General features: G+C 69.0%; 23 protein-coding genes. 12 read left to right on the top strand and 11 right to left on the bottom strand.

What is annotated here, in order from left to right; translation table 11 throughout:
- Positions 1 to 43 precede the first annotated feature (43 nt).
- Entirely contained in the window at positions 44 to 925 is an 882-nt protein-coding gene (locus AC4HOU_RS18015) for a DUF6542 domain-containing protein (protein WP_309139020.1), read from the bottom strand.
- 202 nt (positions 926 to 1,127) lie between these two features.
- Between AC4HOU_RS18015 and AC4HOU_RS18010 the strand changes: the two genes are divergently transcribed.
- Positions 1,128 to 2,315, top strand: coding sequence for an exonuclease SbcCD subunit D (locus tag AC4HOU_RS18010; RefSeq protein WP_195006782.1), 1,188 nt, complete (start codon positions 1,128 to 1,130; stop codon positions 2,313 to 2,315).
- Positions 2,312 to 5,866 carry an AAA family ATPase gene (locus AC4HOU_RS18005; protein ID WP_490724804.1) on the top strand — a complete coding sequence of 1,185 codons (3,555 nt, stop codon included), beginning with the start codon at positions 2,312 to 2,314 and terminating at the stop codon, positions 5,864 to 5,866. Before AC4HOU_RS18010 ends, AC4HOU_RS18005 begins: the two co-directional genes overlap by 4 nt.
- 5 nt (positions 5,867 to 5,871) lie before the next feature.
- On the opposite strand, the gene AC4HOU_RS18000 is transcribed toward AC4HOU_RS18005, so the two are convergent.
- Both AC4HOU_RS18000 and AC4HOU_RS17995 read right to left on the bottom strand, forming a co-directional pair.
- Complete coding sequence (locus AC4HOU_RS18000; RefSeq protein WP_490724803.1) at positions 5,872 to 8,115, bottom strand: MMPL family transporter; 2,244 nt, start codon at positions 8,113 to 8,115, stop codon at positions 5,872 to 5,874.
- A 44-nt stretch (positions 8,116 to 8,159) separates the two neighbouring features.
- A complete protein-coding gene (locus tag AC4HOU_RS17995; RefSeq protein ID WP_490724802.1) occupies positions 8,160 to 9,593 on the bottom strand; it encodes an MFS transporter in 1,434 nt (477 codons plus the stop codon).
- A gap of 77 nt (positions 9,594 to 9,670) precedes the next feature.
- Here AC4HOU_RS17995 and AC4HOU_RS17990 point away from each other — a divergent pair, with 77 nt between their 5' ends.
- Positions 9,671 to 10,288 carry a TetR/AcrR family transcriptional regulator gene (locus AC4HOU_RS17990; RefSeq protein ID WP_490724801.1) on the top strand — a complete coding sequence of 206 codons (618 nt, stop codon included), beginning with the start codon at positions 9,671 to 9,673 and terminating at the stop codon, positions 10,286 to 10,288.
- A gap of 182 nt (positions 10,289 to 10,470) precedes the next feature.
- Here the strand turns inward: AC4HOU_RS17990 and AC4HOU_RS17985 are convergent, their stop codons facing one another.
- From AC4HOU_RS17985 to AC4HOU_RS17970, 4 genes are all read right to left on the bottom strand, one after another.
- On the bottom strand, positions 10,471 to 11,019 hold the full coding sequence (locus tag AC4HOU_RS17985) for a methylated-DNA--[protein]-cysteine S-methyltransferase (RefSeq protein WP_490724800.1): 549 nt from the start codon (positions 11,017 to 11,019) through the stop codon (positions 10,471 to 10,473).
- The gene (locus tag AC4HOU_RS17980; protein WP_462736089.1) at positions 11,016 to 12,518 is read right to left on the bottom strand and encodes an Ada metal-binding domain-containing protein; all 1,503 of its coding nucleotides are present in this window, start codon (positions 12,516 to 12,518) and stop codon (positions 11,016 to 11,018) included. The genes AC4HOU_RS17985 and AC4HOU_RS17980 overlap by 4 nt, the downstream gene beginning before the upstream one ends.
- A 120-nt stretch (positions 12,519 to 12,638) precedes the next feature.
- Positions 12,639 to 12,821, bottom strand: a complete 183-nt coding sequence (locus tag AC4HOU_RS17975; RefSeq protein WP_462731370.1) for a YbdD/YjiX family protein — start codon at positions 12,819 to 12,821, stop codon at positions 12,639 to 12,641.
- Between the two features lie 62 nt (positions 12,822 to 12,883).
- On the bottom strand, positions 12,884 to 15,142 hold the full coding sequence (locus tag AC4HOU_RS17970; RefSeq protein ID WP_490724799.1) for a carbon starvation CstA family protein: 2,259 nt from the start codon (positions 15,140 to 15,142) through the stop codon (positions 12,884 to 12,886).
- A gap of 219 nt (positions 15,143 to 15,361) precedes the next feature.
- On the opposite strand from AC4HOU_RS17970, the gene AC4HOU_RS17965 reads away from it, so the two are divergent.
- From AC4HOU_RS17965 to AC4HOU_RS17955, 3 genes are all read left to right on the top strand, one after another.
- On the top strand, positions 15,362 to 16,666 hold the full coding sequence (locus AC4HOU_RS17965; protein ID WP_195020847.1) for an ABC transporter substrate-binding protein: 1,305 nt from the start codon (positions 15,362 to 15,364) through the stop codon (positions 16,664 to 16,666).
- 179 nt (positions 16,667 to 16,845) lie between these two features.
- Positions 16,846 to 17,724, top strand: coding sequence for a carbohydrate ABC transporter permease (locus AC4HOU_RS17960; protein WP_490724853.1), 879 nt, complete (start codon positions 16,846 to 16,848; stop codon positions 17,722 to 17,724).
- 278 nt (positions 17,725 to 18,002) lie between these two features.
- Positions 18,003 to 18,824 carry a carbohydrate ABC transporter permease gene (locus tag AC4HOU_RS17955; RefSeq protein WP_490724852.1) on the top strand — a complete coding sequence of 274 codons (822 nt, stop codon included), beginning with the start codon at positions 18,003 to 18,005 and terminating at the stop codon, positions 18,822 to 18,824.
- Between the two features lie 91 nt (positions 18,825 to 18,915).
- On the opposite strand, the gene AC4HOU_RS17950 is transcribed toward AC4HOU_RS17955, so the two are convergent.
- The 3 genes from AC4HOU_RS17950 to AC4HOU_RS17940 all read right to left on the bottom strand — a co-directional run bounded on the left by AC4HOU_RS17950 (position 18,916) and on the right by AC4HOU_RS17940 (position 20,955).
- Positions 18,916 to 19,527 carry a malonic semialdehyde reductase gene (locus AC4HOU_RS17950; RefSeq protein WP_163815175.1) on the bottom strand — a complete coding sequence of 204 codons (612 nt, stop codon included), beginning with the start codon at positions 19,525 to 19,527 and terminating at the stop codon, positions 18,916 to 18,918.
- A 170-nt stretch (positions 19,528 to 19,697) separates the two neighbouring features.
- A complete protein-coding gene (locus tag AC4HOU_RS17945; protein ID WP_163815177.1) occupies positions 19,698 to 20,108 on the bottom strand; it encodes a VOC family protein in 411 nt (136 codons plus the stop codon).
- A 10-nt stretch (positions 20,109 to 20,118) separates the two neighbouring features.
- Positions 20,119 to 20,955 (bottom strand): AraC family transcriptional regulator, encoded by an 837-nt coding sequence (locus tag AC4HOU_RS17940; RefSeq protein ID WP_163815179.1) that lies wholly within the window; start codon positions 20,953 to 20,955, stop codon positions 20,119 to 20,121.
- 38 nt (positions 20,956 to 20,993) lie between these two features.
- Between AC4HOU_RS17940 and AC4HOU_RS17935 the strand changes: the two genes are divergently transcribed.
- From AC4HOU_RS17935 to ychF, 4 genes are all read left to right on the top strand, one after another.
- The gene (locus AC4HOU_RS17935) at positions 20,994 to 21,548 is read left to right on the top strand and encodes a LysR family transcriptional regulator (protein WP_490724798.1); all 555 of its coding nucleotides are present in this window, start codon (positions 20,994 to 20,996) and stop codon (positions 21,546 to 21,548) included.
- Entirely contained in the window at positions 21,491 to 21,955 is a 465-nt protein-coding gene (locus AC4HOU_RS17930) for a VOC family protein (RefSeq protein ID WP_490724797.1), read from the top strand. The genes AC4HOU_RS17935 and AC4HOU_RS17930 overlap by 58 nt, the downstream gene beginning before the upstream one ends.
- 175 nt (positions 21,956 to 22,130) lie before the next feature.
- Complete coding sequence (locus tag AC4HOU_RS17925) at positions 22,131 to 23,054, top strand: quinone oxidoreductase family protein (RefSeq protein ID WP_195019968.1); 924 nt, start codon at positions 22,131 to 22,133, stop codon at positions 23,052 to 23,054.
- 41 nt (positions 23,055 to 23,095) lie between these two features.
- Positions 23,096 to 24,175 carry a redox-regulated ATPase YchF gene (gene ychF, locus AC4HOU_RS17920; RefSeq protein WP_163815186.1) on the top strand — a complete coding sequence of 360 codons (1,080 nt, stop codon included), beginning with the start codon at positions 23,096 to 23,098 and terminating at the stop codon, positions 24,173 to 24,175.
- Here the strand turns inward: ychF and AC4HOU_RS17915 are convergent.
- On the bottom strand, positions 24,127 to 24,597 hold the full coding sequence (locus AC4HOU_RS17915; RefSeq protein ID WP_163815214.1) for a VOC family protein: 471 nt from the start codon (positions 24,595 to 24,597) through the stop codon (positions 24,127 to 24,129). The genes ychF and AC4HOU_RS17915 overlap by 49 nt on opposite strands.
- A gap of 23 nt (positions 24,598 to 24,620) precedes the next feature.
- Here AC4HOU_RS17915 and AC4HOU_RS17910 point away from each other — a divergent pair, with 23 nt between their 5' ends.
- The gene (locus AC4HOU_RS17910) at positions 24,621 to 25,691 is read left to right on the top strand and encodes a helix-turn-helix transcriptional regulator (RefSeq protein ID WP_490724796.1); all 1,071 of its coding nucleotides are present in this window, start codon (positions 24,621 to 24,623) and stop codon (positions 25,689 to 25,691) included.
- 175 nt (positions 25,692 to 25,866) lie between these two features.
- Positions 25,867 to 26,823, top strand: coding sequence for an alpha/beta fold hydrolase (locus tag AC4HOU_RS17905; RefSeq protein WP_490724795.1), 957 nt, complete (start codon positions 25,867 to 25,869; stop codon positions 26,821 to 26,823).
- The last annotated feature ends 67 nt before the right edge of the window (positions 26,824 to 26,890 follow it).

Genomic DNA, 26,890 nt, shown 5'->3' with positions numbered 1-26,890 from the left:
CCGCGCTGGGCCTTGCCTGCGGGGCTTGGCCTGCCGTCGGGGCTCAGCGGCTGTCTGGTCCCCGGCGTTCGATACGGCCCGATTCCCGATCCCGGTAGCGCACCGTCGGCTGGGGCAGCGGTGGGGGTTCGGTGCGCCGCCGGGCGGCACCGCGGACGGGTTCCATATCCGGACGCGGCGCCGGTGCAGGCCGGGCCGCGTCACGCGGGCGGCCTTCCCGCGAGCGGGCGGCGGCCGCGAGCCGGGGCGGGTTCTCGGCCACCGGCGGCGGACGGCGCTTGCCCTGCCGCCGCGGACGCGAGGCGGGCTCGGGGGCATCGTTGTAGTCGTCGGTGGCGCGCCTGCCGCGATTGCGCGCCGCGCCCGCCAGTGACTGCGAACCCTTCTTCGGCTGGGCGCTCTTCCTGCCGCCGCGCGGCCGCTCCTGCACGGCGCTGCGTCCCCAACTGGTGCCACGCCGGGCCTGCGACTCGGCCGCCGTGGCGCGTTCGGCGCGATTCAGCGCGATCCGCGCGCCGCCGACACACAGCACGATCACCGTGGCCAGCACCATGGTGGGGAAGCGGTGCACCAGCGGCATGGCCAGGTTGAGCAGGATGTCCTTGATCGAGGTCGAGGGCTTTCCGAGTAGCTGCTGATAGGCCAGCGGCACCGCGACGAACAGCAGCAGCGGTGGCAGCACCATGGTGGTGAACAGGCCGCGGAACCGCACCGCGAGCACGGCCGCGACGCAACCGATGACGTAGAACACGGTGAACGAGCCGGTCAGCTCGGTGCCGTCACCGAGGGCATCGATCAGGAAGCCCAGAAACGTGCAGGCAACCGCGATCAGGACCGCCGCACCGGCCGGGACGCCCGGCACCGACGGCAGGATCGAACGTTGCGGCGCGGGCACCCGGGTACGCACTCGTTGGGAAGCAGCCACGTAGAGAACACTATCTGCCGACGCGCCGGTCGGTGTCATGGCAGGGCCGGTCGGGTGATGCCGGTTGCACCCGTCGGCACCCGCCCGGGCCGCCGTCTTCGTGGCGACCGTCACATTCGCGCCGGTCGCGCGCCCGGCGGGTATCCGACACTCGGCGCCCTCTGATTGAAGTGTGTCGGTGGGTTGCCATACGGTTCGCGGCATGCGAATCCTGCACACGTCGGACTGGCATATCGGCCGTACCTTTCACGGGGTCGATCTGCTCGGCGATCAGGAGTACGCGCTGAGCGCCGTCGCGGAGCTGGTGGCGGAGGAATCGGTCGATGTCGTCGTGGTCCCCGGTGACGTCTACGACCGCTCCATTCCCAGCGCGGACGCGATCGCGGTGTGCAATCGCGGATTCGAAGCCATCCGGGCCGCGGGCGCGCGCATCGTCGCCACCTCGGGCAATCACGATTCCCCGGCCCGGCTCGGTGCCGGTGCCAGTTTCGCGGCGGCCGGCGGGCTGTACCTGCGCACCACCGTCGCCGACGCGCACCGGCCGGTGCTGTTGCCGGATGAGCACGGCGAGGTCGCCTTCTACGGCATCCCGTATCTGGAGCCGGAGATCACTCGCGCCGAACTGGGTGTGCCGCAGGCGCGTTCGCATGCCGAGATCCTGGCTGCGGCGATGGGGCGCATCCGCGACGATATCGCGGCCAGGCCGGCAGCACGCACGGTCGTGCTCGCGCACGCGTTCGTCGTCGGCGGCGAGGCCACCGGGTCGGAGCGGTCGATTTCGGTGGGCGGGGTGGAGACGGTGCCGCTGGGCGAGTTCGACGGCATCGACTATGTGGCGCTCGGTCATCTGCATTCGCCGCAGACGCTGTCGGAGTCGGTGCGCTATTCCGGTTCGCCGCTGCCGTACTCGTTCGGGGAGAGCTCGCATCGTAAAGCGGTCTGGATCGTCGACCTGGACGCGCACGGGCTCAGTGCGGTGCGCCGGCGGGAGATGCCGGTGGTGCGCGGGCTGAGCCGGCTGGTCGGCACTCTCGACGAATTGCTGAACGGCGCCGAATTCGGCCGGGCCCGCGAGGACTACGTGTCGGCCACCCTCACCGATCACGCGCGCCCCATCGACGCCATGCGCAAGCTGCGCGAGCGGTTCCCGTACGCGGTGCACGTGGAATGGGAGCGCCCACAGGGCGATCCGCAACTGCGTTACCGCGAACGCGTGCACGGCCGTCGCGACACCGAGGTGGCGCGCAGTTTCCTCACCGATGTACGTGGCACACCCACCGACTCCGAGATGCGGTGGCTGGAACGGGCCATCGCGGCGGCCACCAGGGAACCGGAGGCGGAGACGGCCGTTGCCGCGGGCACGCAGGGCGCCACGGAACTCACGGCATGAGGCTGCACCGGCTCGAGATCACCGCGTTCGGCCCGTTCGCCGACACCACCGTCGTCGACTTCGACACTCTCGGCGCGGACGGCCTGTTCCTGTTGCACGGGCATACCGGTGCCGGAAAAACCACCGTGCTGGACGCCATCGCCTTCGCGCTCTACGGCCGGGTGCCGGGCGCCCGCAATGACAGCAAACGCCTGCATTCCGATCACGCCTCACCGCAGACCCCGCCGAAGGTGTTGCTGGAAGCCACGCTGGGCGGGCGGCGGGTGCGGCTGATCCGCAGCCCCGAATTCGAGCGGCCCAAACGGCGCGGCACCGGAACCTCGATCGAGAAGGCCAAGGCCACCCTGGAATGGCTGGACGGCCTCGGCGCCAACCTGTCTCGCATCCCCGATATCGGCGAGGAGGTCAAACGGCTGCTCGGGATGAGCGCCGAACAGTTCTTCCAGGTGGTGCTGCTGCCGCAGGGTGACTTCGCGCGGTTCCTGCGCGCGGAGAACGAAGAGCGGGAAAAGCTGCTCGAGAAGCTCTTCGACACCGAACGATTCGGCACCGCCGAACACTGGCTGGCCGAACGCCGACGCGCCTCCGACGCCGAACTCGCCGCCCGCACCCGCGGGGTGGACAACCTGATCGTGCAGGTCGGCGTCACCGCCGGGATCAGTGCCACCGAAACCGTCGGCCCGCTCGAGGCCGTCGACTGGGCCGAGGATCTGCTCGACACCGCCCGCGCCGAACTGGCCACCGCCACCACCGAACTCGAACGCAGGCGCGAGGAACACGCGCACGCCGATGCGGCCGCCCAACACCAACGCAGGCTCGCCGACACCCACCGCCGCCTGCTGGCCGCCCGCCGCCAACTCGACGACTACGCCGCCACCGCCGAAGACCGCGCCGCCCGCCGCGCCGAGCTGGAAGCCGCGCGCCGCGCCGAACCCGTCGCCGCGGCGTTGGACGATGCCCGCACGGCCGTGACGCGCGCACGGCGATATGACGATGAAACCGACCGGGCCGCAATGCGATTGGCGCAGTTGCTCGGTGAGCCGGGAAGCGCTGGTCTGCCAGGTCGGGAGCTGCTCAGTGGGCTGGTTGGTGGGTCGGGTAGTACGGGCCTACCGGATGCGGAGCTGCGCGGCGACGGTGGAACAGGCGCTTCGGGGTTCGCGGCCGACCCGGCCGTGGCAGGACAGGCCCGCCTCGGCGACGTCGATGGTGCGATTCGGCAGTGGAGTGCGCGGATCGGTGTGCTGGACGAGGTGGGTTCGTCCGCGGCGGCGGCCGAGCAGCTGACGGGGGAGATCGCCGCGCTGCGAGCCGAGGAGGCCGAACTGGCGCGGCGGCTCGTGCGGATCACCGAGCGGCGGGAAGCGATTCCGGGGGCGATCACGGCGGCGCAGGCGCGGGCCAGGGAGTCTGCCGACGCGGCCGCCATGCTGCCCGCGCTGGCCGCCGATTGCGAGCGGTTGCAGGGCGCCGCGACCGCCGCGGTCGCGCTGGCCGAGCGGCGGCGGGATCTCGATCGCGCGCGGGTGGATGCCGAGACCGCCCGCGCCGCGCACAATGACGCCAAGGAACGCGTCCTGGATCTGCGCGAACGGCGGCTCGCGGGGATGGCGGCCGAACTGGCCGGGCAGCTCACCGACGGACACCCGTGCGCGGTCTGCGGTTCGGTCGAACATCCGGACCCGGCGCAACCGGCCGAGAGCGCGGTATCCAAGGACGCAGAAGAGGCGGCGAGCGCCGAGGAACGCGCGGCCGAAGCAGCCCGGGACAAGGTGCTGGCCCGGATCGCCGAGCTGGAACGTGAGATCGAGGGCCTGACCGCCCGCGGCGGTGACGCCGACCCGGTCGAGCTCGCCGCCGCCCTGCGCACCGCCACCCTGCGCTACGAAGATGCCGGCGAACTCGCCGACCAGAGCGCCACTGCCACCGCGGAACTCGACCGGCTGCGCGCGGAGGAAGCCGACCTGCACGATCAACTCCGGGCGGCCGAAACCCGCCGCGGCACCATCACCTCGACCATCGCCGCCGCCGAAGCCCGCCTCTCCGAACTCAGCGCACGCGTGCGCGAGGCCGCGGGCGCCGATACCACCATCGACCGCCGCCGCGCCAGGCTCGACTCCCTGATCGCCGCGGCCACCGCCTACCGCGCCGCCGAAACGGCGGCCGCCAGCGCCTGGCAACAGGTCCGGGCGATCGCGGAGCGGGTGGAAAACCTGGCGCGGTCGGCAGGATTCGCGCTCGAGCCGGGCGAGACACCGGGCGAAGCTACGGCCACCGCGACGCCTACGCCCACCGTGCGTGATTCCGGCAGTTCCGAGCCGCCGCCGAACCCGGCACCCGATGCGCCGCTGCGGGCTCGGCGCTCCGACCCTGATGGAGTCGACTTCGATCCCGAGCCGGTACCGCCACCGGCATCGTGTGTTCCACAGGTGGTCGGCAGCGCCCCGACAGGTGCAGGGCACGATGCCGAGCCCGCATTGTTCGACCTTCCAGCAGCTGCCGCAGTGGTTCCGGACGCATCCGAGCCGACCTTGTTCGATCTGCCGCCAATTGCTCCGGAAACCGGTGGCGCCGTGGATTCGAGCGGCAGCGACGGCCCGCGCACGGGCGGCGACAGTGATCCGCAGACCACCGCACCGGACCCTGCCCCCGAACCGATGACGCCGGCGCAGCTCATCGCACTGCTCACCGCGTACGCGCGCCGAATCGAACACGTGATTCTCCAGCCGCGCCGCCAACAGGAGATCGAGCAGCAGCTCGAATCCGCTGAGCGGGCGAAGGCAGCGGCCGAGGCGGTGCTGGCCGAACCCGAAGTGCGCGCCGCAGCCGATACCGAACCCGGCGATCCGACCGCACTGGACGCGGCGGTGGCCGAGGCGCGCCGCGCGCTCGAAATAGCTGTCGCCGCACACTCCGCGGCGAGCACCCGCGTCGCCAAGCTCGAGGAACTCAGCGGCCAGCTCTGGGCGGCGGTCGACCACATCGCTCCCGCCCAGCGCGCGCACGAGGAACTGTCCGCGCTCGCCGATGTAGTGGCCGGGCGCGGCGCCAACAACCGGCGAATGTCGTTGCGCTCCTACGTACTCGCCGCACGGCTGGAGGAGGTGGCGCTGGCGGGTTCGGCCCGGTTGCGCCGGATGTCGGGCGGCCGTTACGAATTCGTGCACACCGACCGGGCCGGCACACATGGTCGCCGCGGCGGTCTCGGCCTCGATATCCGCGACGACTACACCGGCGCCATCCGCCCGGCCAAAACCCTCTCCGGCGGTGAAACCTTCATGGCCTCACTGGCCCTCGCCCTCGGCCTGGCCGACACCGTAGCGGCCGAAACCGGCGGCATCGTCTTGGACACCCTGTTCATCGACGAAGGTTTCGGCAGCCTGGACGCCGACACCCTGGATGCGGTGATGGGCGTCCTCGACGATCTGCGCGCGGGCGGCCGAGTGGTCGGCCTGGTCAGCCACGTCGACGAGATGCGCCAGCGCATCCCCAGCCGCCTGCACGTCATCCGCGGCCGCGCGGGTTCCCGATTGCAGGCGACGGTGGCGTGAGCCGCTCATCCGTCCCGAAGCCCGAGCCGATCGTGCAGTCGGCGTAACGGTCGTGGCGCCCACCAATTCCACCGGCCGAGCAAGCGCATGACCGCCGGCGTGAGCAGCCCGCGGACCAGCGTGGCGTCGACGAGAACAGCCAGCGCGAGACCCGCTCCGAGCAGTTTGAGCAGGCTCAGCTGCGAGGTGGCCATCGCCGCAAGCACCACCGCCACGATGAGGGCGGCGGTGGAGATCAGCGCGCCGGTGCGCTGCATCCCGAACGCCACCGCCTCGGTGTTGTCGCCGGTGCGCAGGAATTCTTCGCGGATTCGGGAGAGCAGGAACAGGCTGTAATCCATCGCGAGCCCGAACGCGATGCAGAACATCAGGATCGGGACGGTCACTTCCAGCCGTCCGGTGTGGACGAAATCGCCGACCAGCCATTTCAGATGCCCGTCCTGGAACACGTACACCATGGCGCCGAAGGACGCGGTCAAGCTGAGTGCGTTCAGCACGATCTGCTTCACCGGCAGCACCACGCTGCCGGTGAACAGGAACACCAGCACCAGCATGCTCGCCACGATGACCAATGCCGCGCGGGGGATTCGGCTGATCAGCATGTCCTGCGTATCGGCAAGCATGGCGGCATCACCGCCGATCAGCGCGGTGCCCGGCGCGTCGACGGCCCGCAGGGCCCGGACATGGTCGGCGCCGGCCGAGGAGTTCGGCTCGACACCGGCCGTCACCGACAACCAGTTCGCGCCCTCGGACCGATAGATCGCCGCCAATGGTCCTGGCCCCGCGATCGCGGCGCCATCGACGAACGATCCCACCGCGCTGTCGACGCGGGCAGAACCGGGTACCGCCGACAGTGTGCGTGCGTACTCGGCCACGGCGTGTGCTTCGCCGGTGGCGTCCACCTCGGGCAGCACGATCGAGATCGGCGCCGAGGTCGTCGCCGCGAAGTGCTGACGCACTGTCTCGCCCGCCAGCACGACCGGGTTCTCCGGCGGCAGGACGCGATCGTCGAGCAGCGCGAAACTCGCTCCTGCGAACGGAAACGCGGCCACCAGAAGCGCGGCCGTCACCGTGGTCGCGACCGAGATCGGCCGCCGCATCACCCGATGCGAAAGCCGATGCCAGACCCGCGACCCGGCTGCCTTCGCGCGCAGCCCGCGCAGCGGATCCCACCGGTCGATGCGCGGGCCGAGCACCGTGAGCAGCGGCGGCACCAGCAGCAGTGAGGTCAGCGCCGACAGGCCGACGACCGCCATCCCCGCGTAGGCCAGCGACCGCAGGAAATAGATCGGGAACACCAGTAGCGCGGCGAACGACAGCAACACCGTCACCGCGGAGAACACGACGGTGCGGCCCGCCGAGCGCACCATGGCGACGATCGCCGCCGACGGTGTCCGGCCCGCGCGCAGTTCCTCGCGAAACCGGGTCACCAGGAACAGGCTGTAGTCGACCGCGAGCCCGAAGCCCAATGCCGTGGTGATGTTCAACGCGAAAATCGATACCGGGGTCGCTTCGGCGATCAGCCGCAGCACCGCCAGGCTCGTCACCACCGCGACCCCGCCGACGAGCACCGGCAGCACGGCCGCGGTGAACGATCCGAACGCGAACAGCAGGATCAACAGCGTCAGGGGAGCCGCGATGAGCTCGGCGCGGGTGAGGTCGGCCGCGGATTGTCGCTCGACCGCGTCGTTGACCGGCGCCAGGCCGGTGGCGCGCACGCGCAGTGGTTCCTCGTCGGTGACGAATTCCGGTATGAGCTGGTGCGCGGTCCGGTTGACGGTGTCCTCATCGCCCGCCAGCCGCACCAGCACCAGGGCGACGCTGCCGTCGGGTGAGCGCAGCGGCGGCTCCGCCGCGTCGCCGAGCGTCCAATAGGACAGGGCGTAGACGACTTCCGGTCGTTCGGCGAGCCGCTGGGTCAGCGCGCGACCGGCCGCGGTCGCCGCGGCGCTGCCTACCCCGCCCTCGGCCTCGGCTACCAGTATCAGGTTGGGCGATCCGGCACCGAAGCGATCGGCGAGTATCGCGTCGGCGCGCACCGATTCGAAGCTGTCGTCGACATAGCCGCCGGTGGAGAGCCGATCGGTGACGCCGGCCCCGGCGAGCGCGGCGAGCAGGGTGATCAGCCCGACCGCGGCCAGGGTGAGCCGATGCCTGGCGATCAGAGTTTGGGCCAGCGCGGCGAGCGGGCCGCGCGGGGAGTCGTCCTCGGCGGCAGGTGAGCGTTCTGTCCGTGCGGTTGTGGTCACGGTGGTCCTCGGGACGTAGTGGTGGTTGGGGTGCCCGGCGGATCTCAGGACGCCGAGACCGCGGTGCCGGTGTGTTGCACGAGCCGTGGTTTCGCCCGCAACAGCGCGACGGTGAGCACCGCGCCGAATGCCGCCAGTGCCGCCGCGACGGTGAAGGCGGCGGCCAGGCCGGTGCGGTAGGCGTGTTCGGGCCCGGCCGCCGACTGCTCGGTCACCACCTGGCCGAGCAGGAGCAGCACCGTGACGCCGAGCCCGGAACCGACCCGCTGCGCGGTGTTGACGATGCCGGCGGTGATGCCGGCGTCGACCTGGTCGACCGAGGTCACGGCGGGTGCGGTGACGCCGACAAATGCGGCGGGCAGGCCGATGCCCAGCAGAATCGCGCCGGGCAGGACATCGATCGGGTAGGTCGCGTGTTCGGGTACGCGAGCGAACAACGCCATCGCCACGGCCTGTAAAGCCAAGCCTCCGGCCAGAACCCGCCAGGCGCCGAGGCGATCGAGCGCGATCGGGATGAGCGTGCGGGAGATGAGGATATTCACCACCGCCACCGGAAGCACCGCGAGTCCCGATGCGGTGGGGCTGTAGCCCTGGCTGTTCTGTAGGTACAGCGCGAGGAGCGCGAAGGTCGGCACATGCGACGCGCCGACGAGAACGTTCACCAGTGCCGAGCCACGCACGTGCCGAACCTCGAACAACCGCAACGGCATCAGCGGGTGCGGACTGCGCGCTTCGATCCAGAGGAAGCAGGCCAGCAGCACCGCACCGGCGACCAGCAGCCCGCAGGCCGAGACGCGAGCGCCGGGATCGGCGAGCGCCCCTATCGCATAGCCGATGAGCAGCAGGGCCGCCGTGCCGGTGACCGCTCCGGGAAGGTCCAGCCGTCGGCCGGTGCCACCCGGTGCGGTGTCGGCAGGCAATACCGCGAGGAGCCCGAGGGCCAGCAGGCCGATCGGGAGGTTGATCAGGAAGATCGACGGCCAGCCGAACCAGTCGGTGAGTGGTCCACCGATGGCTGTCCCGAGGGCAGCGCCCGCGGCCCCCATCGCGCTCCAGACCCCGAATGCGCGATTACGGGCCGACGGCTCGGTGAACGTCGCGGTCAGCAAGGCCAATTGCGCGGGAATCACCACCGCCGCACCGATTCCCTGCAACGCGCGGGCGGCGATGAGCAGTGCCGGAGTGCCCGCGAACCCGGCCAGCGCCGAGGCGGCGGTGAACACCGCCAGGCCGCAGGCGAACATCCGGCGCGGCCCGAGCAGATCCGCGGCTCGCCCGCCGAGCAGCATGCATCCGCCGAAGGCGAGCAGATAGGCATTGGTCACCCAGCCGAGCCCGGCCTCGTCGAGGCCGAGGTCGTTGCCGATGCTCGGCAGCGCGACATTGAGGACCGTTGTGTCGAGGAAGACCACCAGTTCGACGGCGGTGATGAGCAGCAGGATCAGTCGATCTCGTGCGCCGAGCGCTGTCCGGGACATGAGCCCCTCCATTTCACTAGAGCGATACTCTAGTGAGAATCCACTGGAGTGCCGCTCTAGTCAAGTAGGATCGAGCGATGACCGCGAAAACGACACGTGCCGCGAAGACGACGGCGAACCGGGCGAAAATGCTCGACGCGGCGCGGGAGCTGTTCACCACGCGTGGCTACACGGCCACGACGATGAAGGCCATCGCCGAACAGGCGGGCATGGCGGTGCAGACGCTCTACTTCACCTTTGCCACCAAACGCGCGATTCTGTCCGAGTTGCTCGATCGTGAGATCGCCGGCGATGCCGAGCCGGTCGCCACACTCGATCGGCCCTGGTTCGCCGAGGCGGTCGCCGCCGAGCCCGCCGATCAGATACATCGTCAAGTGGCCGCGGCGGCAGCGATTCTCGAACGCGTCAGCCCGCTACTGGAGGTGATTCGCTCGGCCGCGGCGACCGATGCCGAACTGGCCGAACTCTGGCAGACCAATATCGACCAGCGGCATACGGTGCAGCTGCGCCTCGCCGAGGCGTTGGCAGCCAAAACCCCTCTGCGCAACGGTATTTCCGCTGAGCGGGCCGCCGATGTGGCGCTGGCCGTGCTGTCGCCGGAGACCTATCACCTGCTCGTTCACGAACGGTCATGGACCTCGGCCGAATGGCGGACCTGGGCCACCGACGCCCTGTTTCGACAGTTGCTCCCGTAACCGCGACGGCGGTGGCAGTGCAGCCTTCGAGCCGGTGCTCGACACCGCTGTCGACCGCTCGGCGCGATTACCGTGCACCTGAACGCCCAGCGGTGCATCCCGGCGGTGGGCGGTTCAGAATCGCCCGGCGCAGGACCCTGGTGCTGCGACGTAGGGCGGGAGACGGCGCCCGAGCCGTCGGCTCAGGCGTTCGCCTCGTGATCGAGCAACCAGCGCTTGGCGGGCAGTCCCCAGCGGAACCCGCCGAGCGTGCCGTCGGTGCGCAGGATGCGGTGGCAGGGGACGAACAGTGCCGCGGCGTTGCGGGCGCAGGCGTTGGCGGCGGCGCGGGTGGCGGCCGGGCGGCCGGAGCGGGCGGCGAAGGCGGTGTAGGTGAGCGGGTTTCCGGCGGGGACGGTGCGCAAGATCTGCCAGGCGTGCATGAGGAATTCGCCGGACCGCTGGCGGACCTCGACGGCGTCGATGACGGTGAGATCGCCACGGTGGTAGGCGATGACGGCGTCGGTGACGGCGCCGAGTTCCGTGCGTTCGCGCAGTGCGGCGGGCCGCAGACCGGAGTGGATGAGGCCGCGCAGGTTCTCCGCGTCCGCGGTCCAGCCGGAGGCGAGCACGGCGCCGTCACTGTCGATCAGTGTGGTGAACGGGCCGATCGGTGTCGTGACTGTAGCGAAATCGGCTGTGCGTACGGTGGTTTCGGTGGCGGCGCCGGGGGTGAGGACGGCTGCGGTCATGAGTCGGTACTCGCTTTCGTTCGGGCGGCGCGGGCCGCCGGTACAGTGCGGGCGGCCAGGGCGCTGTGCCACAACTGCATGCACAGGTAGGAGCGCCACGGGGCGAACCGCGCGGTGTCGGTGAGGTCGATGGCGTGCAGGGCGGCGCCTTGCCGCACCACCAGGTCGGTGTCGAGCAGGATGTCGGGATCGGCGAGCAGGCGCATGGTCACGTAGTCGGCGGTCCACGGGCCGATCCCTTCCAACGCCAGCAGATCGCGCCGCAGATCGGCGGCGGTGCGGCCCTGGTGCAGGGCCAGTTCGCCGGAGGCCAGCGCGGCAGCCGCGTTGACGATCGAGCGGATCCGCCGGGCCGGGCCGGTCAATACCTCGGCGCCGCGTTCGGCGATCACCGCGGGATCGGGGAACAGCCGCGGTGTCGGCCCGTCGATGGGATCGCCGAGCGCGGAGACCAGCCGGGCGGTGTGCGTGGCCGCCGCCTGCACCGAGATCTGCTGCCCGATCATGGTGCGCAGCAGCAACTCCGCCCCGTCGAGGCATCCGGGCACCCGGATGCCCGGGACGAACCGTGGTCGCCCCTCCGGACGTTGCGCGTGCTCGGCCACCCCGAGCGCCTCATCGATGCCGATCGGATCGGCGTCCAGATCGAGCAGATGCCGCAGCCGCGCCACGGTCGGCGCGAGATCGCGCATATCGTGCAGGGCGAGTTCGGCGCGTACATGATCGCGCTGAAACCCGAGCCGGATCGAGGCGTGCCCGTGCGGGGTACGCAGATTGCGCAGGTAACTGCGGTCCTCCCATAGTTCCAGCCCCGGCACCGCGTGCGCGGACAAGAACCATTCCAGCCAGCCGCGGTCCAGCGGTTCGCGGTAGGGCAACCGCAGGGTGAGCGTGCCGTTGGTGCTCGGCACGGCCCGTCCGTTGGCCCGCTGCGCTTCGGTGCGCATGGTGGTGGGGCTGACCGCGAACACTTCCCGCACGGTGTCGTTGAACTGCCGGATGCTGGCGAATCCGGCAGCGAACGCGATATCCGACATCGGCATGTTCGTGGTCTGGATCAGCAGCCGCGCGGTGTGCGCGCGGTGCGCCCTGGCCAACGCGAGCGGGCCCGCCCCCAGTTCGGTGGTGAGCACGCGGGTGAGCTGACGCTGCGAATAGCCCAGCGTCGCCGCCAGCGCGGGCACCCCGCCGCGCTCGATCACGCCGTCACCGATCAGCCGCATGGCCCGGGCCGCCAGGTCTGCCCTGGTGTTCCACAGCGGCGAACCGGGTGCGGCGTCGGGTAGGCAGCGACGGCAGGCGCGATAGCCCGCCTGCTGCGCGGCGGCCGCGGTCGGTAGGAAGCTGACATTGGCGCGTTTCGGAGTGATCGCCGGACATGATGGGCGGCAATAGATTCCGGTGGTCCGCACGGCGGTGAAGAACTGCCCGTCGAAGCGGGAGTCCCGGGTGGAGACCGCTCGGTAACAGCGTTCGAAGTCCAGAGCCGTGATCGTCACGTCAACCACAATGACAGCAACCGGCGACCGCTGCTAGCGGAAATCGGTCATTACCCCGGTGGGCCCGGCAGGCCGCGCGCGACACGCCACGCGACTCGCCGGGCGGAGCGTGCGGCCGGGTCAGCAGCAGCGGTTGGCCGGATTGCGATCGGCCTCGGCGTGCCGCTCCCGCCAATACTCCCGCTCGGACGGAATCCGGCACCCGGGATGCTTGCGCCGCAGGTGCGCGACATAGCGCTGATAGTCCTGCCCGCCGAGCACCGAGTTGAACCACCACAGCACACCGCGAACGAGGCGGAGCACGGTACGACCAGGCCCGTTCGCCGGCCCGCCCCGGAGCCGCTCCCCGGCCGCCGCCTCGATCCTCAGTGCGCTTTCGAGTGCGCCGCGCCGGGCTCCTTCGCCGCGCCCTTCTCGATCAGTTCGTCCCATTCGCGCTGCACCTCCTTCTCGGCCGCGGTCGGGATGAATCCGCTCGGAGCGAAAATGCGCGAGGGTTGCTCCGGCGATTCGGTGGTCTCGGCCGTACCCGCTCGCCACGCGCGGTAGCAGACGATGGCGCCGACCACCGTCACGATCAGCACCAGCACCGCGAACACGATGGACAGCGTGCCCTGGATGAAGGTGTTGCGCACCACCGCGTCCACGTCTTCCGGCGTCTTCGCGGTCAGGCACAGCTTGCCCGCCTGCTGCGCGTTCTGGCAGATCTCGTGCTGCTTCCAGTAGCCGACCTTCGGGTCCGCCGAGAAGATCTTCTGCCAGGACGCGGTCATGGTGACGATGAGGTCCCACACCAGCGGAATCCCTGGAATCCAGGCCCATTTCGTCAGGCCCTTCTTCACCAGAATGGTGAGCACCACCATCAGCGCGATGGCGGCCAGCAGCTGGTTGGCGATACCGAACAGCGGGAACAGCGCGTTGATGCCGCCGAGTGGATCGGTGACGCCCATCAGCAGGATCGAACCCCATGCCGCGACCACGATCGCCGAGCACAGCCACGCGCCCACCCGCCAGGACGGATCCTTGAATTTGCGTGCGGGACCGGCGAAGTTGCCAAGCGCGTCGGAGAGCATGAAGCGCGCCACGCGGGTGCCGGCGTCGATGGTGGTGAGGATGAACAGCGCCTCGAACATGATCGCGAAGTGGTACCAGAACGACTTCATGCTCGACCCGCCGAGGAACTGGTGGAACACCTCGGAGATGCCGATGGCCAGCGTCGGCGCGCCACCGGTGCGGGAGATGATCGATTCCTCACCGACCTCGCTCGCGGCATTGCTGAACGTCTCGGGTGTGGCCGGCGGGCCGGACAGTCCGAGCGAGTTGGTGTAGGCGGCCGCCGATTCGGGGGTGCCGCCGGTCGCGCCGAGCGGGGCGTTCATACCGAAGTAGATGTGCTGGTCGATGATCGAGGCGGTGATGATCGCCATCACCGCGACGAACGACTCCATCAGCATGCCGCCGTAGCCGATCATCCGGCTGTGCGATTCCTTCTCCAGCAGCTTCGGTGTGGTGCCCGAGGACACCAGCGCGTGGAATCCGGACAGCGCACCGCAGGCGATCGTGATGAACAGGAACGGGAACAGGCTGCCCGCGAAGGCCGGCCCGGCGCCGGTGTGCGCGAACTCCGAGACCGCGGGCGCCTTCAAGGTCGGCAGGGTGATCAGGATGCCGAGCGCGAGCAGGCCGATGGTGCCGATCTTCATGAACGTCGACAGGTAGTCGCGCGGCGCCAGCAGCAACCACACCGGCAGCACCGAGGCGAAGAAGCCGTAGCCGATCAGCATCCAGGAGATGGTCACCGGGTGGAAGGTGAACCAGCTCGCCCAGGTGTCGTTCTCCGAGACCCAGCCACCGGCGATGATCGCCAGGATCAGCAGCGCGAACCCGATCAGCGACACCTCACCGACCGCGCCCGGCCGCAGGAACCGCAGGTACACGCCCATGAACAGGGCGATCGGGATGGTCATGCTGATGGAGAACACACCCCACGGGCTGTGCGCGAGAGCATTGACGACGACCAGCGCCAGCACCGCGAGCAGGATCATCATGATGACGAGAATTCCGATGATGGCCGCCCAGCCGCCGAACCAGCCGAGCTCGTCGCGGGCCATCTGCCCGAGGCTGCGCCCGCGTCGCTTGGTCGACACCCACAGCACCAGGTAGTCCTGCACCGCGCCGGCGAACACCACGCCGACGATGATCCAGATGGTGCCGGGCAGATACCCCATCTGCGCCGCGAGCACCGGGCCCACCAGCGGGCCGGCACCGGCGATGGCGGCGAAGTGGTGGCCGAACAGCACCCGCCGGTCCATCGGCAGGTAGTCCTTGCCGTTTTCCAGGATCTCGGCCGGAGTCGCCACGTCGTCGCGCGGTGTGACGACCTTGTATTCGATCAGTCGCGCGTAGAAGCGGTAGGCGATGATGTAGGTGCACACCGCCGCGATCACGATCCACACCGCGTTCACCGACTCGCCACGGGCGATGGCCAGGATCGTCCAGGCAGCGGCGCCGAGTATCGCGATGCCCGCGAATATCGCCTTCTTGGCCGGAGTCATCGGGGACCGGTCGATCACGCCGACGGGCGGCAGATCGGGGTCGGTCCGCAGATATTCGATGGTCGCCATCTGCCTACTCTCCTGTGAAACGCGCAGGATGATGCTGAAACACGTGCCAAGGTAGCCGATCGGCGCGGCGCGGCGCGGCGGTTCTATCGCGTCGTGATCGCGGTCGATCGGATCGTTGTCGTGTGTCGGCGGCCACCCTCTTCAGTTGCCGCCAGTATGCTGCCATGCGGTCTGATTTGCTCCACATCCGCCCTGAGGAGGCCGGAGCTGGCATCCGTCCTGTCGAGCACACCCGTGCGGCGGCGTACGCTGCTCGGCTCCGCGCTGGCCGCCCCGTTGCTGGCCGGTGGGTGCGGCGCCGATGACGACGCGCTCACCTTCTTCTTCGGCGCCCGCCCCGAGGAGGCGCGGGTGCGGCGCCGGATCATCGACGAGTTCGGCAAGCGGCACCCCGAGATCCGCATCCGCACGGTGGTCTCCGGCCCGGACGCGCTGCAGCAGATGCTCACCTACTGCGCGGGCGGTGCGTGTCCCGACATCATGATGGCGTGGGAGCTGCTGTACGCCGGGCTGGCCGAGCGCGGCGTGCTGTTGGACCTGAACACCCTGCTCGACCGCGATCCGCAGTACGCGGATGCGTTGCGGCGCGATAGTTTTCCCGCGCTGTACGACACCTTCCGTTACAAGGGTGGCCAGTACGCGCTGCCCGAACAATGGTCGGGGGTGTTCCTGTACTACAACCGGGAACTGTTCGCCGAGGCCGGGGTCCGGGCCCCGAGGAACTGGGACGAGGCTTGGAGCTTCGAGGAGTTTCTCGACGCGGCCAAGGCGGTGACGTCACGGGAAGGTGAGGGGCGCTGGGGTTTCGCCGACGCCTGGGTGCCGTATTTCTCGGCCGCGTGCTTCGGGATGAACAACGGGGTCGACTGGTTCACGCCGTCGGTCGCGCCGACGCGCACCAATCTCGGTGATCCCCGATTCGCCGAGGGCTTCCAGTTCTATGCCGATCTCGCGGTGCGGCACAAGGTCGCACCCCGCGTGGCCGATCAGCAGTCGGTCTCGGCACCGGATCTGTTCCGGCGTGGTCGAGCGGGCATGGTGATGGGCGGGCACTGGCTGTATTCGGAATTCGCCGGCCACGACGATCTCGATATCGACCTGACCGTGCTGCCGGTGGGGCCGCACGGCGGACCTGGCGCGATCACCGATGTGGGCTGCACCGGGCTGGCGATCGCCGCCGACAGCCCACGCATCGAACAGGCCTGGGAATTCGTCAAATTCGCGACCGGGCCGGTGGGGCAGGCGATCATCGCCGAGTCCGGGCTGTTCGTTCCGGTACTGACATCGGTGCTGGCCTCCGATGAGTTCGCGGGCGCGCATCGCGATGTCACCAATCTGGGCGTGCTCACCGACGGCCCGAGTCACTCGCGTGCCCTGCCGGTCACGCCCGCGTGGGGAAAGGTCCAGGCGCTGGTCGAGCGCGGCGCCAACCGTGTGCTGCGTGGCGCCGCGTCCGCCGCCTCGTTGCATCCAGACCTCACCCGGCCGGTCGATTCGCTGCTCGAGCAGGAGCACACGCGATGAATGCGCAGGGGTCGCCCGCCGGCGGCTCGCCGGCGGGCAGGGCCGAGGCGGCACAACCGACAGCAGGCCCGACGAGTGCCCGACGATCCCCGCTGAACGCACTGCGCCGGCGCAGGGTCGGCGACCATGCGCATGCGTTGCGGCGCATCGATGGAGGGCGGTCCGAACCGCTCGGGCAGCTGGCGCGGCGCCGAGCGCGGGCGGGGCGCTGGTTCGTGACGGCGAACGTAGCCGGGGTCGGAGTGTTCCTGGTGGGACCGTTGGTGGTTTCGCTGTATCTGAGCTTCTTCTCGTGGGACTTGTTCAGTGCACCGCGATTCGTCGGCCTGGCGAACTATCGCCGGTTGTTCACCGCGGACCCGCTGTTCCTGATCGCGGTGCGCAATACGGTGGTCTTCACCCTGCTCACGCTGCTGCCGACGGTCGTGATCGGCCTGGTCGTCGCCGCATTGCTCAATCGGACGATTGCCGGGATCGGATTCTTCCGTACCGCCGCCTTCCTGCCGCTGGTCGCCTCGACGGTGGCGATGGCGGTGGTGTGGCGGTTCATCTTCACCACCGACGACGGCCTGCTCAACCTGCTGCTGGGCTGGTTCGGCATCGACCCGGTGCCCTGGCTGATCGACCCGGATCTCGCACTGGTGTCGCTGAGCATCGTCACGGTGTGGAAGAGCGTGCCGTTCGCCACCGTCATCCTGCTGGCCGCCATGCAAGGGGTTCCGGAGCAGCTCTACGAGGCCGCGCGGATCGACGGGGCCGGTGCGGTGCGACGGTTCTGGTCCATCACGATTCCGCTGATCCGTGGACCGCTGTCGTTCGTCTTCGTCATCACCGTCATCAACTCGGTGCAGGCCTTCGACCAGGCCTATGCGCTCACCGGTGGGAGCGGTGGGCCGGAAACCGGTACGTACCTGCTCGGAATCATGCTGTTCCAGCACGCATTCGCGTTCTACGAGGTGGGATACGCGTCGGCGCTCGCGTGGGTGATGTTCGCGGGGTTGTTCGTGCTGACGATGCTGCAACTGCGGTATGCCCGGCGCGGGGAGGTGGCGGGATGATCGCGGGCCGACGGCCCGGCTTTCGGGGGCCGCCGACCGCGAAGCGCACCGGCCGATCCGATGGCACGGCGGTAGCTCGTGCCGCCCGGCCTCGGGCGCACGGGGGCGTGGGTGACGGCGAGGTCGGTGGTGACGATGTAGGCGCCGGCGACGGCGTGTGCGGCGTCGGGGCAGGAGGTGAGGTCGCGAGGGCCGTGACCGCGGTGCGTTCCGAGGTCGAGGTGCGCGGTGTGCGGCCTCGGCGTGAACGGGGCGGGGTGCGGGTGGACCGTGCCGTGATGCGCAGATTGATGTCCGGAGCCGGGGTGTACGCGGCGCTCGTGATCGTCGCGTGGGCGGCGTTGACGCCGATCCTGTGGGCATTGTCGGGGTCGCTGAAAAGCGAAGGCGCCGTCACCGACCCCGCACCCATCCCTGCCGATCCGCAGTGGTCGAACTACACCGAAGTATTCGATCTGCTCCCGCTCGGCCGCATGTTGCTCAACACCACTGTCTACGCGACGTGCGTGACCGCCGGACAAGTCTTCTTCTGCTCGCTGGCGGGATATGCCTTCGCGCGCTTGCCGTTTCGCGGCCGCGACGCCTTGTTCCTCGCCTACCTGGCGACGCTCATGGTGCCGCTCACCGTCACCCTCATCCCGCAGTTCCTGCTCATGCGCGCCTTCGGCTGGGTGGACACGCCGTGGGCGATGATCGTGCCCGGCGTCTTCGGCAGCGCCTTCGGCACCTATCTGATGCGGCAGTTCTTCCTGACGCTGCCCGCCGAACTCGAGGAAGCCGCCATCCTCGACGGCTGCACCACCTGGCAGATCTACTGGCGCGTGCTGCTGCCCCAGGTGCGGCCCGCGCTCATGGTGCTCGCGGTGCTCACCTGGATCACCGTATGGAACGATTTCCTGTGGCCGCTGGTGATGATCCAGCGCGACGAGATAGCCACCGCGACACTGGGTCTGGTGCGTGTGCAAGGGCAGTATCACACCAAGTGGCCGATCCTCATGGCGACGTCGATGCTGATCCTGCTGCCGCTGTTGCTGCTGTATGCCGTCGCGCAACGCGCCTTCATCCGCGGTGTCGCGCTGTCGGGGCTCGGTGGGCGTTGAGTTGCCGTCGCGCGGCTGCCGGCCGCGGTCGGGTCGCACAGACGACAGCGGCCCCGTCGCCGAACTGCGACGGGGCCGAGCGGAGGTCCGCTCAGAGCGTCGTGATGACGTCCTTCGCCTCGAACCGCGGGCTGCGCGGGAACCAGGCGTCCGGACCCGGCTTGCCGATATTGATGGCGACCAGCGCGTGGTGGCCGCCCTCGGGGAAGAATTCCTTCTCCACGGCCTCGTGGTCGAAACCGTTCATCGGTCCGGCGGCCAGGCCCGCGGCGCGGATGCCGATGATGAAGTAGGCGATCTGCAGAGCGGCGTTCAGCTTGGCCGAGTGCTCGCGGTAGGCGTCGTCGGCGAAGAAGTCCTTGGCGCCCTCGAAATGCGGGAACACCGTGGGCAGGTGCTCGTGGAAGTTGTTGTCGGCGAACAGCACCACGGTCAGCGGGGCCTTGGTGGTCTTGTCCTTGTTGCCGTCGCCCATATGCTGCACCAGCCGCTGGCGGGCCTCGGGCGAGCGCAGCACCACCGCGCGCAGCGGCTGCTGGTTCATCGAGGTGGGACCCCACTTGATCAGGTCGTAGATGGCCTGGATCTGTTCGTCGGCGACCGGCTCGTCGGTGAAGGTGTTGGCGGTGCGCGCCTCGCGGAACAGCAGGTCCTGGGCGGCGGCGTCGAGCTCGAGCAGGTCGGTCGGCTGGGTGGTGGTCATCGAGTCTCCTGTGCGTTCGAAAAGATCCTTGCGGAAGCGGAAAGGATCGCTCGCTTCGGAGACCGAGATTAACCAATCAAGCGGACTGCGGTCCACTTAATCCGGGCGGGTGTAGGAACTCGCACATCGGGAATAGAAAGCGACCCGCGCGGCGGCGGGTCGCCGCATGGTCATTCGCCTGCGTAGGTGCCGAAACTCCAGAGGTTGCCCTCCGGGTCGGCGGCGCTGAAACCGCGTGAACCGTAGTCCTCATCGCGCAGTTCACGCACGATGCGCGCGCCCGCCTTGGTGGCGCGTTCGTAGAGCGCGTCCGGGTCGTCGCACACGAGATACAGCGAGGCCGCGCCCGCGGGCCGCTGCCCGAACTCGCTGTCGTTGCGGCCGATGGAGCCGAACATGATGCCGCCGCCCGCGGGCCAGCGCATCTCGGCGTGCTCGACGACCGACGGATCGTCCTCGCGGGCATATAGCGCCGTCAGTTCGAAACCGAAGGCGTCGGTCAGGAACTTCGCCGTCGCACGGGCATCGCGGAAGGCGAGACAGGGCCAGACATGAGTGGTGGTGGAAGTTGGCGTAGTCATGGCTTCAGCCTCACTCGCCGGGCGGCTCCGGGTCTTGGACAGATGGAATCTCCTCGGCCAGCCAGGCGGTCGGACTGCATCCGGCCAACTCCGCGAAATCCCGGTTCAGATGCGCCTGATCGTAATAACCGCAGGTCGCCGCGATCTGGGCGATGCTGACGAACGACGGGGTGCGCGCCAGCATCGCCTTCGCGCGATCGAAACGGGCGATGCGCGCGGCCAGTTTCGGGCTCAACCCGAACTCGGCCCCGAACCGTCGGGTCAGGTGCTGCCTGCTCCAGCCGATCCGCTCGGCCAGCGGGCCCACCGGCAACGTCCCGCCGGAACCGACCACCGCTCGCCATGCCCAGCTCAACTCCGGTGCCACCACCCGATCCGGATGGGCGAGTGTGGTGAGTACGCGATCGCAGGCCTGGAACCGCTGCGGCCACTGCGCATGCAGATGCAATTCCTCGGCCAGCTGCTGCGCCACCGGGCCCGTCACATCCGACAACTCCACCGAGAGGTTCCACAGTTCGCCCGCAGGCATACCGAACAGCACCCGGCTACCCAGCGGCGTCAGCTCGATCGCCACGCCCTCCTGATTCCCGTTGTGCGCGATCGCCGCCGGTCCCGGCTGCAATCCGCTCAGCACGCAGCGGTAGTCGGCCGGCGCCTGCTTCGCATCGGTCTGCGTGACGACGTCGATGGTCGGTCCGATCGCCACGATGAACGTCATATGCCGCGAGGGCAGGCCGCGATGCAGACCGGGCGGATATCCCGTCATCCGGTAGCCGATATAGCGGTCGATGAACGTCGCCAGTCCCGGCGCCGGCCGCGCCATCACCACCTCCGAGATCGGAGCCATGGCATCGACGCTACGACGCAACGGCAGCGCCCGCTAGCGTGCACGAGGTGGAACGGCGCGATATCGAGATCTTTCTGACGCTGGCCGAGGAGCTGCATTTCGCGCGCACGGCCGAACGGCTCGGCGTCAGCGGTGCCCGGATCAGTCAGACGATCAAACAACTGGAGCGCCGGTTCGGGGTGGCGCTGTTTCATCGCACCAGTCGGCAGGTGGCGATCACTCCCGTCGGGCAGGCGCTGCGGGACGATCTGGAAGCCGGCTACCGGCGCATTCAGGACGGCATCGCCAAGGCGATGGCCGCAGGGTGCGCCCGGATACCTGCTGGAGGGGATCATTCCGGCGCATGCGCCCAGCGGGCGGCCCATCCGGCGCACACCGGCCCTGACCTCGCGGCAGGAACTGCTCACGCTGGTCAGCAGCGGAGCCGGGGTGGCCGTCGTGGGCAGCCAAGCCATGCGGTACCACGCCCGGCCCGACATTTCCTATGTGCCGATCGCCGGCCTGGCCGCCATCGAGTACGGACCGGTCTGGCTCGATGGCGGTCAGACCCAACCCCATCTCCGAGGAATACAAGGGCGGCGTTCCCTACCTGAACGTCCACGACGCCGCGGCGGCCCTCGACTTCTACCGGAAAGCCTTCGGTGCCGAGGTCAGCGTCGAGATTCCGCGACAGGGCGACAAGATCGCGCACGCGGAGTTCCGGATCGAATCAGCGGTTTTCATGCTGCGCGACGAATACCCCGAGTACAACTTCCGAAGCCCGCGGACAATCGGCGGCACGCCGATCAACCTCATGGTCTTCGTGCCGGATGTCGAGGCGTTGGCCGAGCAGGCGATCGCCGCGGGAGCGCGCGTCATCCGGCCGGTGGAGATGCAGTTCCACGGCGATATGCAGGTCGAGCTGGAGGATCCGTTCGGGCACTCGTGGTTCTTCACCACCCGCGTCGCCGAGATGGGCGCACAGCAGTTGAAGGACACCGCGGCGGCGGTGAACCTCTGAACTTGTCCGGCGGGCACACTGGGACGACACGCGCGACACGCCGGAACCTCCGGTGACGTGCCTCTCTACCGGCGCGCACCAGGCGTGAGATGCCGCACTCGCGGGTAGCTGGGTATGTGAGGTGGAGCCGGTATGTGGTTACCGTTACCGCTCCTGAACCAAGCCTGGAGGTGTGATGCGGCGGGTGCAATACCAGCACAGCGGGGGTCCCGAGGTGCTCGAGATCGTCTCGGTCGATGTGCCGACGCCCGGTCCGGGCGAACTGCTCGTCCGTGTCGAAGCCATCGGAGTGACGCTGCCGGTGGTGCGCAAGGTGCGTGAGCAGCCCGAGCCGATCGCACTCGGCGGCGAGATCGCCGGTGAAGTGGTCGCCGTCGGCGAAGGGGTGGAAAGTTTCGCCCCCGGATATCGGGTGACCGGTCTGGTCTTCGGCCACGGCTACGCCGACTACGCGGTGGTTTCGGCGGCGATGGCTTCGCCGATTCCCGACGGCGCGTCCGCGGTCGATGCGGTGGCGCTGGTGCGCAGCGGTCTGGTGGCGTTGGGTGCGCTCGACGCGGCCAACCCGGCCGAGGGTGAATCGGCGCTGGTCACCGCGGCCGCGTCCGGGGTCGGGCACCTCGCCGTGCAGCTCGCGCGGATTCGGGGCGCGGCGCGGGTGGTCGGTGCGGTCTCCGATCCCGCCAAGGCCGATTTCGTGCGCGGACTCGGCGCCGACGAGGTCGTCGCGTACGAGGACGAGTCGTGGGGCGCTGCCGTCGACTACGCCCTCGACGCTGTCGGTGGTGAACTGCTCGCACCCGCCCTCGCCGCCGTGCGCACCGGCGGACGCCTGGTCGCCTACAGCTCCGGTGGCGGCACCGTGGAAGCCTTCGATCTGCTGTCCGGCGCGAAATCGATGATCGGTTTCCAAATCGCCCGCATTGCGCGCGAACAGCCCGACGTCTACGAGCACTGGCGTCAGGAACTGTGGCAGTACTTCGCCTCCGGGTTGCTGCATCCGGCGGTGCACGAGGAGTTCGCGTTGGAAGACGTGGCCGCCGCGCACACCGTCATCGAGAAGCGGGCCAACCTCGGCAAGGTCGTGCTGATCCCCTGAGCGGTCTCGGGGGTGGGGCAACCGCGTAGACTCTTCTTCTCGTGAGTCTCACCCTCGGAATCGTCGGCCTGCCCAACGTCGGAAAGTCGACGCTGTTCAACGCGCTGACCCGCAACGACGTGCTGGCCGCGAACTACCCGTTCGCGACCATCGAGCCGAACGTCGGGGTGGTCCCGCTGCCCGATCCGCGGCTGGACAAGCTCGCCGAGATCTTCGGCTCCGAGCGCATCGTGCCCGCCACCGTGTCGTTCGTCGACATCGCGGGCATCGTGAAGGGCGCCTCCGAGGGCGCGGGCCTCGGCAACAAGTTCCTCGCCAACATCCGCGAAGCCGACGCCATCTGCCAGGTGGTGCGCGTGTTCGCCGATGACGATGTGGTGCACGTCGACGGCCGCGTCGACCCGTCTGCCGATATCGAGGTCATCGAAACCGAGCTCATCCTCGCCGACCTGCAAACCCTGGAGAAGGCCGTCGTCCGACTGGACAAGGAAGCCAAGGTCAAGAAGGACCGCAAGCCCGTCGCCGACGCCGCCAAGGCCGCCCAGGAGATCCTCAACAGCGGCACCACCCTGTTCGCTGCCGCCGGCAAGGTCGACACCGAGCTCCTCAAAGAACTCTCCCTGCTGACCACCAAGCCCTTCCTCTACGTCTTCAACGCCGACGAATCCGTCCTCACCGACGACGCCAAAATCGCTGAACTGAAGGCCTCCGTAGCCCCCGCCGACGCCGTCTTCCTCGACGCCAAGGTCGAAGCCGAACTCCTCGAACTCGACGAGGAATCCGCCGCCGAACTCCTCGAGTCCATCGGCCAGCACGAACCCGGTCTGCACTCCCTGGCCCGCGCCGGCTTCCACACCCTCGGCCTGCAGACCTACCTGACGGCCGGCCCGAAGGAAGCCCGCGCCTGGACCATCCACCAGGGCGACACCGCCCCCAAGGCCGCCGGCGTCATCCACACCGACTTCGAACGCGGATTCATCAAGGCCGAGGTCGTCGCCTACGACGATCTGGTCGAAGCCGGATCGATGGCGGCTGCCAAGGCGGCGGGCAAGGTGCGGATGGAGGGGAAGGACTACGTCATGGCGGACGGTGACGTGGTGGAGTTCCGCTTCAACGTGTGATCGACAGTGTTCTGATCGCGGGCCTCGTCCGCGAATCGGGCCGCGGCTGCCTCGCTGACCGGGGTGAAAAAGTTGATCAGGTGGCCGTCCGGATCCCTGACGAGAAGCGAACGGTTGCCCCACGGCATATCCGTCGGCTCCCTGACGAACACTTCGACGACATCCTGAAGAGCCCGGTAGGTCGCGTCGACATCGTCGACGAGGAAGTCCACGATCACGCTGCGATCAGCGCCCGCCTCGGCGGCGTCGACTCCGAGCAACGGCATGGTGGCTACGTCGGCGAAGGCCAGCGTGCCGGATGGTGTGCGGAGCTCGGCGAACATGGGGTGAATCCGCTCGGCGGCGATCCCGGTGGCCTTTTCGTAGAACGTGACGAGTGCGTCGACCTCGCCGGTGATGATGCGGGTGGCTGCCAACTGCATTGCCGTTTCCTCCAAGTGTGAGCGTGAACGTGGCCGAACATGGCCGCGGGCATGACGGTACGGCCGATACCGGGCGAGAACTGCCCGGTATCTCGGCGATGATGGGCCGCATGGCCGACACCACCGCGCGCGCGTTGCAGCTGCTCGAGCTGCTGCAATCCGCGCACCTGCGCACGGTCGCCGAACTGGCGGACCGCCTCGGGGTCGACGAAAGGACAGTTCGGCGCGATGTGGCGCGACTGATCGACCTGGGATTGCCCGTCGAGACGTTGCGAGGACGGTATGGCGGCTATCGGCTCGCACCGGGCCGTCGTGTCCTCCCGCTCATGTTCAGCACCGAGGAGGTGGTCGCGGCCTTTCTCGGGCTTTTCCGTGCGCAGGCGGCAACGCGCGAGCCGGGGATCGCCGCACAGACTGCCCTGGCCAAGATCAAACGAGCGTTGCCGGCCGCTGATGCGGGGCGGATCGACGCCCTTCTCGGGGTGATGACGCGTACGCCGCAGCCTGGAAAAGTAGATCCCGACCCCGCCGTGATGCTGACCCTGGCCGCGGCCGTGGACCACCGACACGTCCTCGACCTGCGCTATGTCAACAGCGACGACGTTCCGTCCCGGCGCACGATCCACCCCTACGGTCTGGTCGCACACTCGGACCGGTGGTATCTCGTCGCCTTCGACACCGCAGGCCAGGAGGAACGCACCTTCCGGGTCGACCGGATTCGATCGGCCCGTCCGACCGGTGGAAGCTTCGCGCCGCCGCCGCGATCCGCCGTGCAGAATCGTCTGCTCGACCTCTTCGCCGATGCGAACTACCGGTGGGAAGTCGTGATGCGCATTCGAGAGACCGAGGAGCACATCAGGCGTCAGCTGCCGCGGAGCGTGGCTCGACTGGAAAGGCTCGACGATGGGGCGCCAGGGCGCGAAGGTGCCCGGAGCTGGTATCGGGCAGTGATCCGCGCCGTCGACCTCGATTGGCTCCCGCCCGTCATCGTGGCTCTCGACTGCGAAGTGGTGATCGATCGTCCGGACGAACTTCGTCACCGAGTGCGGGTTGCGGCGACACGGATGCTCCGTGCGGCCGGCGACGACCACTGACCTGCGTCGGCTGCCCCGCGCTGATGAATGCCGATAACAGCAGCGATGAGTACCCACCTAGGTGGTGTTCTGCGCACCCTCCGGGGGAGTGAACCCACTACTCGGGCCCCTGCTGATGGCGGCCGGATCGGCGCAGAGTTGACCCTGTCACCGCAGGCGAACCCCGGAGGCTCCGATGTCGATCACCAGCACCATGGTCTACTCCGCAGAGCGCCATGCCACGGTTTCGACCGTTGATGGGGTTGCGCTGGCGGTTCGTGAATACGGCCCGAGGCATGCGGGTCTCACCGTTGTCCTGGTGCACGGGCACTGCCTGCGTGGCGAGTCGTGGACCGATGTTCGCGACGCGTTGCTGCGGGAGAACCCGGGTGTGCGGGTCGTGTGCTACGACCATCGCGGTCACGGGGGCTCGGCGGTGGCGTCGAGCCATACCTACCACCTCGATCGGCTCGGCCGCGATCTGCGCACTGTGCTCGACGCGGTCGCTCCCACCGGGCCGGTCGTTCTGGTGGGTCATTCGATGGGCGGCATGACCGTACTGACCTACGCCTCCCAGAACCCGCACGAGATCGGCAACCGCATCGTCGGCGTCGGGCTCATCGCCACCGCCGCGAGCGGGCTCGCCGACGCGGGTTTCGGCCGGCTGCTGCGGCACCCGATCATTGCCGCCTTCCAAGCAGCTGTCCGCCGCGCACCGCGCCTGATGCAGCGGGCCAAGCGGGTGGCCTGCAAGATCTTCGCACCCGTCATCCGCATCGCCGAATTCGGCGATCGTCAGGTCAGCCCGCGCGTGCTGGCGCTGGCGTACGCGATGCACAACGAGACGCCGATCGTGACGATGGCGAGCTTCCTGAGCTCCTTCATGACCTACGACCGCACCGACGTACTGCCGGTCCTGTCGAAGATCCCCACCTTGATCCTCTGCGGCTCCGCCGACCTCATGACCCCGCCCTCGCATTCGGTCGCCATGGCGGCCGCAATCGATTACGCGGATCTCGTGATGGTCGAAGGCGCCGGGCACTCGGTGATCCTGGAGCAGCCGGTGGAGGTTGCCGAAGGTATCGGCCGGTTGCTCGCGCGAGCGGAGGGCCCCGGTCGAGCCGTGACCGCCGACCTTGTGCTGGCCGCCTAGCACTCGTCGTCGACGCGGTGGAATCGCCGATCCAGCCGGTGGCCGGGACGCGTGGTGGTGCGGGATG

It is taken from the genome of Nocardia sp. JCM 38205, from assembly GCF_058222935.1.
This window is presented reverse-complemented; position numbering and strand designations above follow the sequence as displayed.

Excerpts from the sequence above, each read along its gene's own strand:
- AC4HOU_RS18010 (WP_195006782.1), top strand. The coding sequence starts at position 1,128 with ATGCGAATCCTGCACACGTCGGACTGGCATATCGGCCGTACCTTTCAC.
- AC4HOU_RS18005 (WP_490724804.1), top strand. The coding sequence starts at position 2,312 with ATGAGGCTGCACCGGCTCGAGATCACCGCGTTCGGCCCGTTCGCCGAC.
- AC4HOU_RS17995 (WP_490724802.1), bottom strand. The coding sequence starts at position 9,593 with ATGTCCCGGACAGCGCTCGGCGCACGAGATCGACTGATCCTGCTGCTC.
- AC4HOU_RS17990 (WP_490724801.1), top strand. The coding sequence starts at position 9,671 with ATGACCGCGAAAACGACACGTGCCGCGAAGACGACGGCGAACCGGGCG.
- AC4HOU_RS17985 (WP_490724800.1), bottom strand. The coding sequence starts at position 11,019 with ATGACCGCAGCCGTCCTCACCCCCGGCGCCGCCACCGAAACCACCGTA.
- AC4HOU_RS17970 (WP_490724799.1), bottom strand. The coding sequence starts at position 15,142 with ATGGCGACCATCGAATATCTGCGGACCGACCCCGATCTGCCGCCCGTC.
- AC4HOU_RS17955 (WP_490724852.1), top strand. The coding sequence starts at position 18,003 with ATGCGCAGATTGATGTCCGGAGCCGGGGTGTACGCGGCGCTCGTGATC.
- AC4HOU_RS17950 (WP_163815175.1), bottom strand. The coding sequence starts at position 19,527 with ATGACCACCACCCAGCCGACCGACCTGCTCGAGCTCGACGCCGCCGCC.
- AC4HOU_RS17945 (WP_163815177.1), bottom strand. The coding sequence starts at position 20,108 with ATGACTACGCCAACTTCCACCACCACTCATGTCTGGCCCTGTCTCGCC.
- AC4HOU_RS17940 (WP_163815179.1), bottom strand. The coding sequence starts at position 20,955 with ATGGCTCCGATCTCGGAGGTGGTGATGGCGCGGCCGGCGCCGGGACTG.
- AC4HOU_RS17930 (WP_490724797.1), top strand. The coding sequence starts at position 21,491 with ATGGCGGTCAGACCCAACCCCATCTCCGAGGAATACAAGGGCGGCGTT.
- AC4HOU_RS17925 (WP_195019968.1), top strand. The coding sequence starts at position 22,131 with ATGCGGCGGGTGCAATACCAGCACAGCGGGGGTCCCGAGGTGCTCGAG.
- AC4HOU_RS17915 (WP_163815214.1), bottom strand. The coding sequence starts at position 24,597 with ATGCAGTTGGCAGCCACCCGCATCATCACCGGCGAGGTCGACGCACTC.
- AC4HOU_RS17905 (WP_490724795.1), top strand. The coding sequence starts at position 25,867 with ATGTCGATCACCAGCACCATGGTCTACTCCGCAGAGCGCCATGCCACG.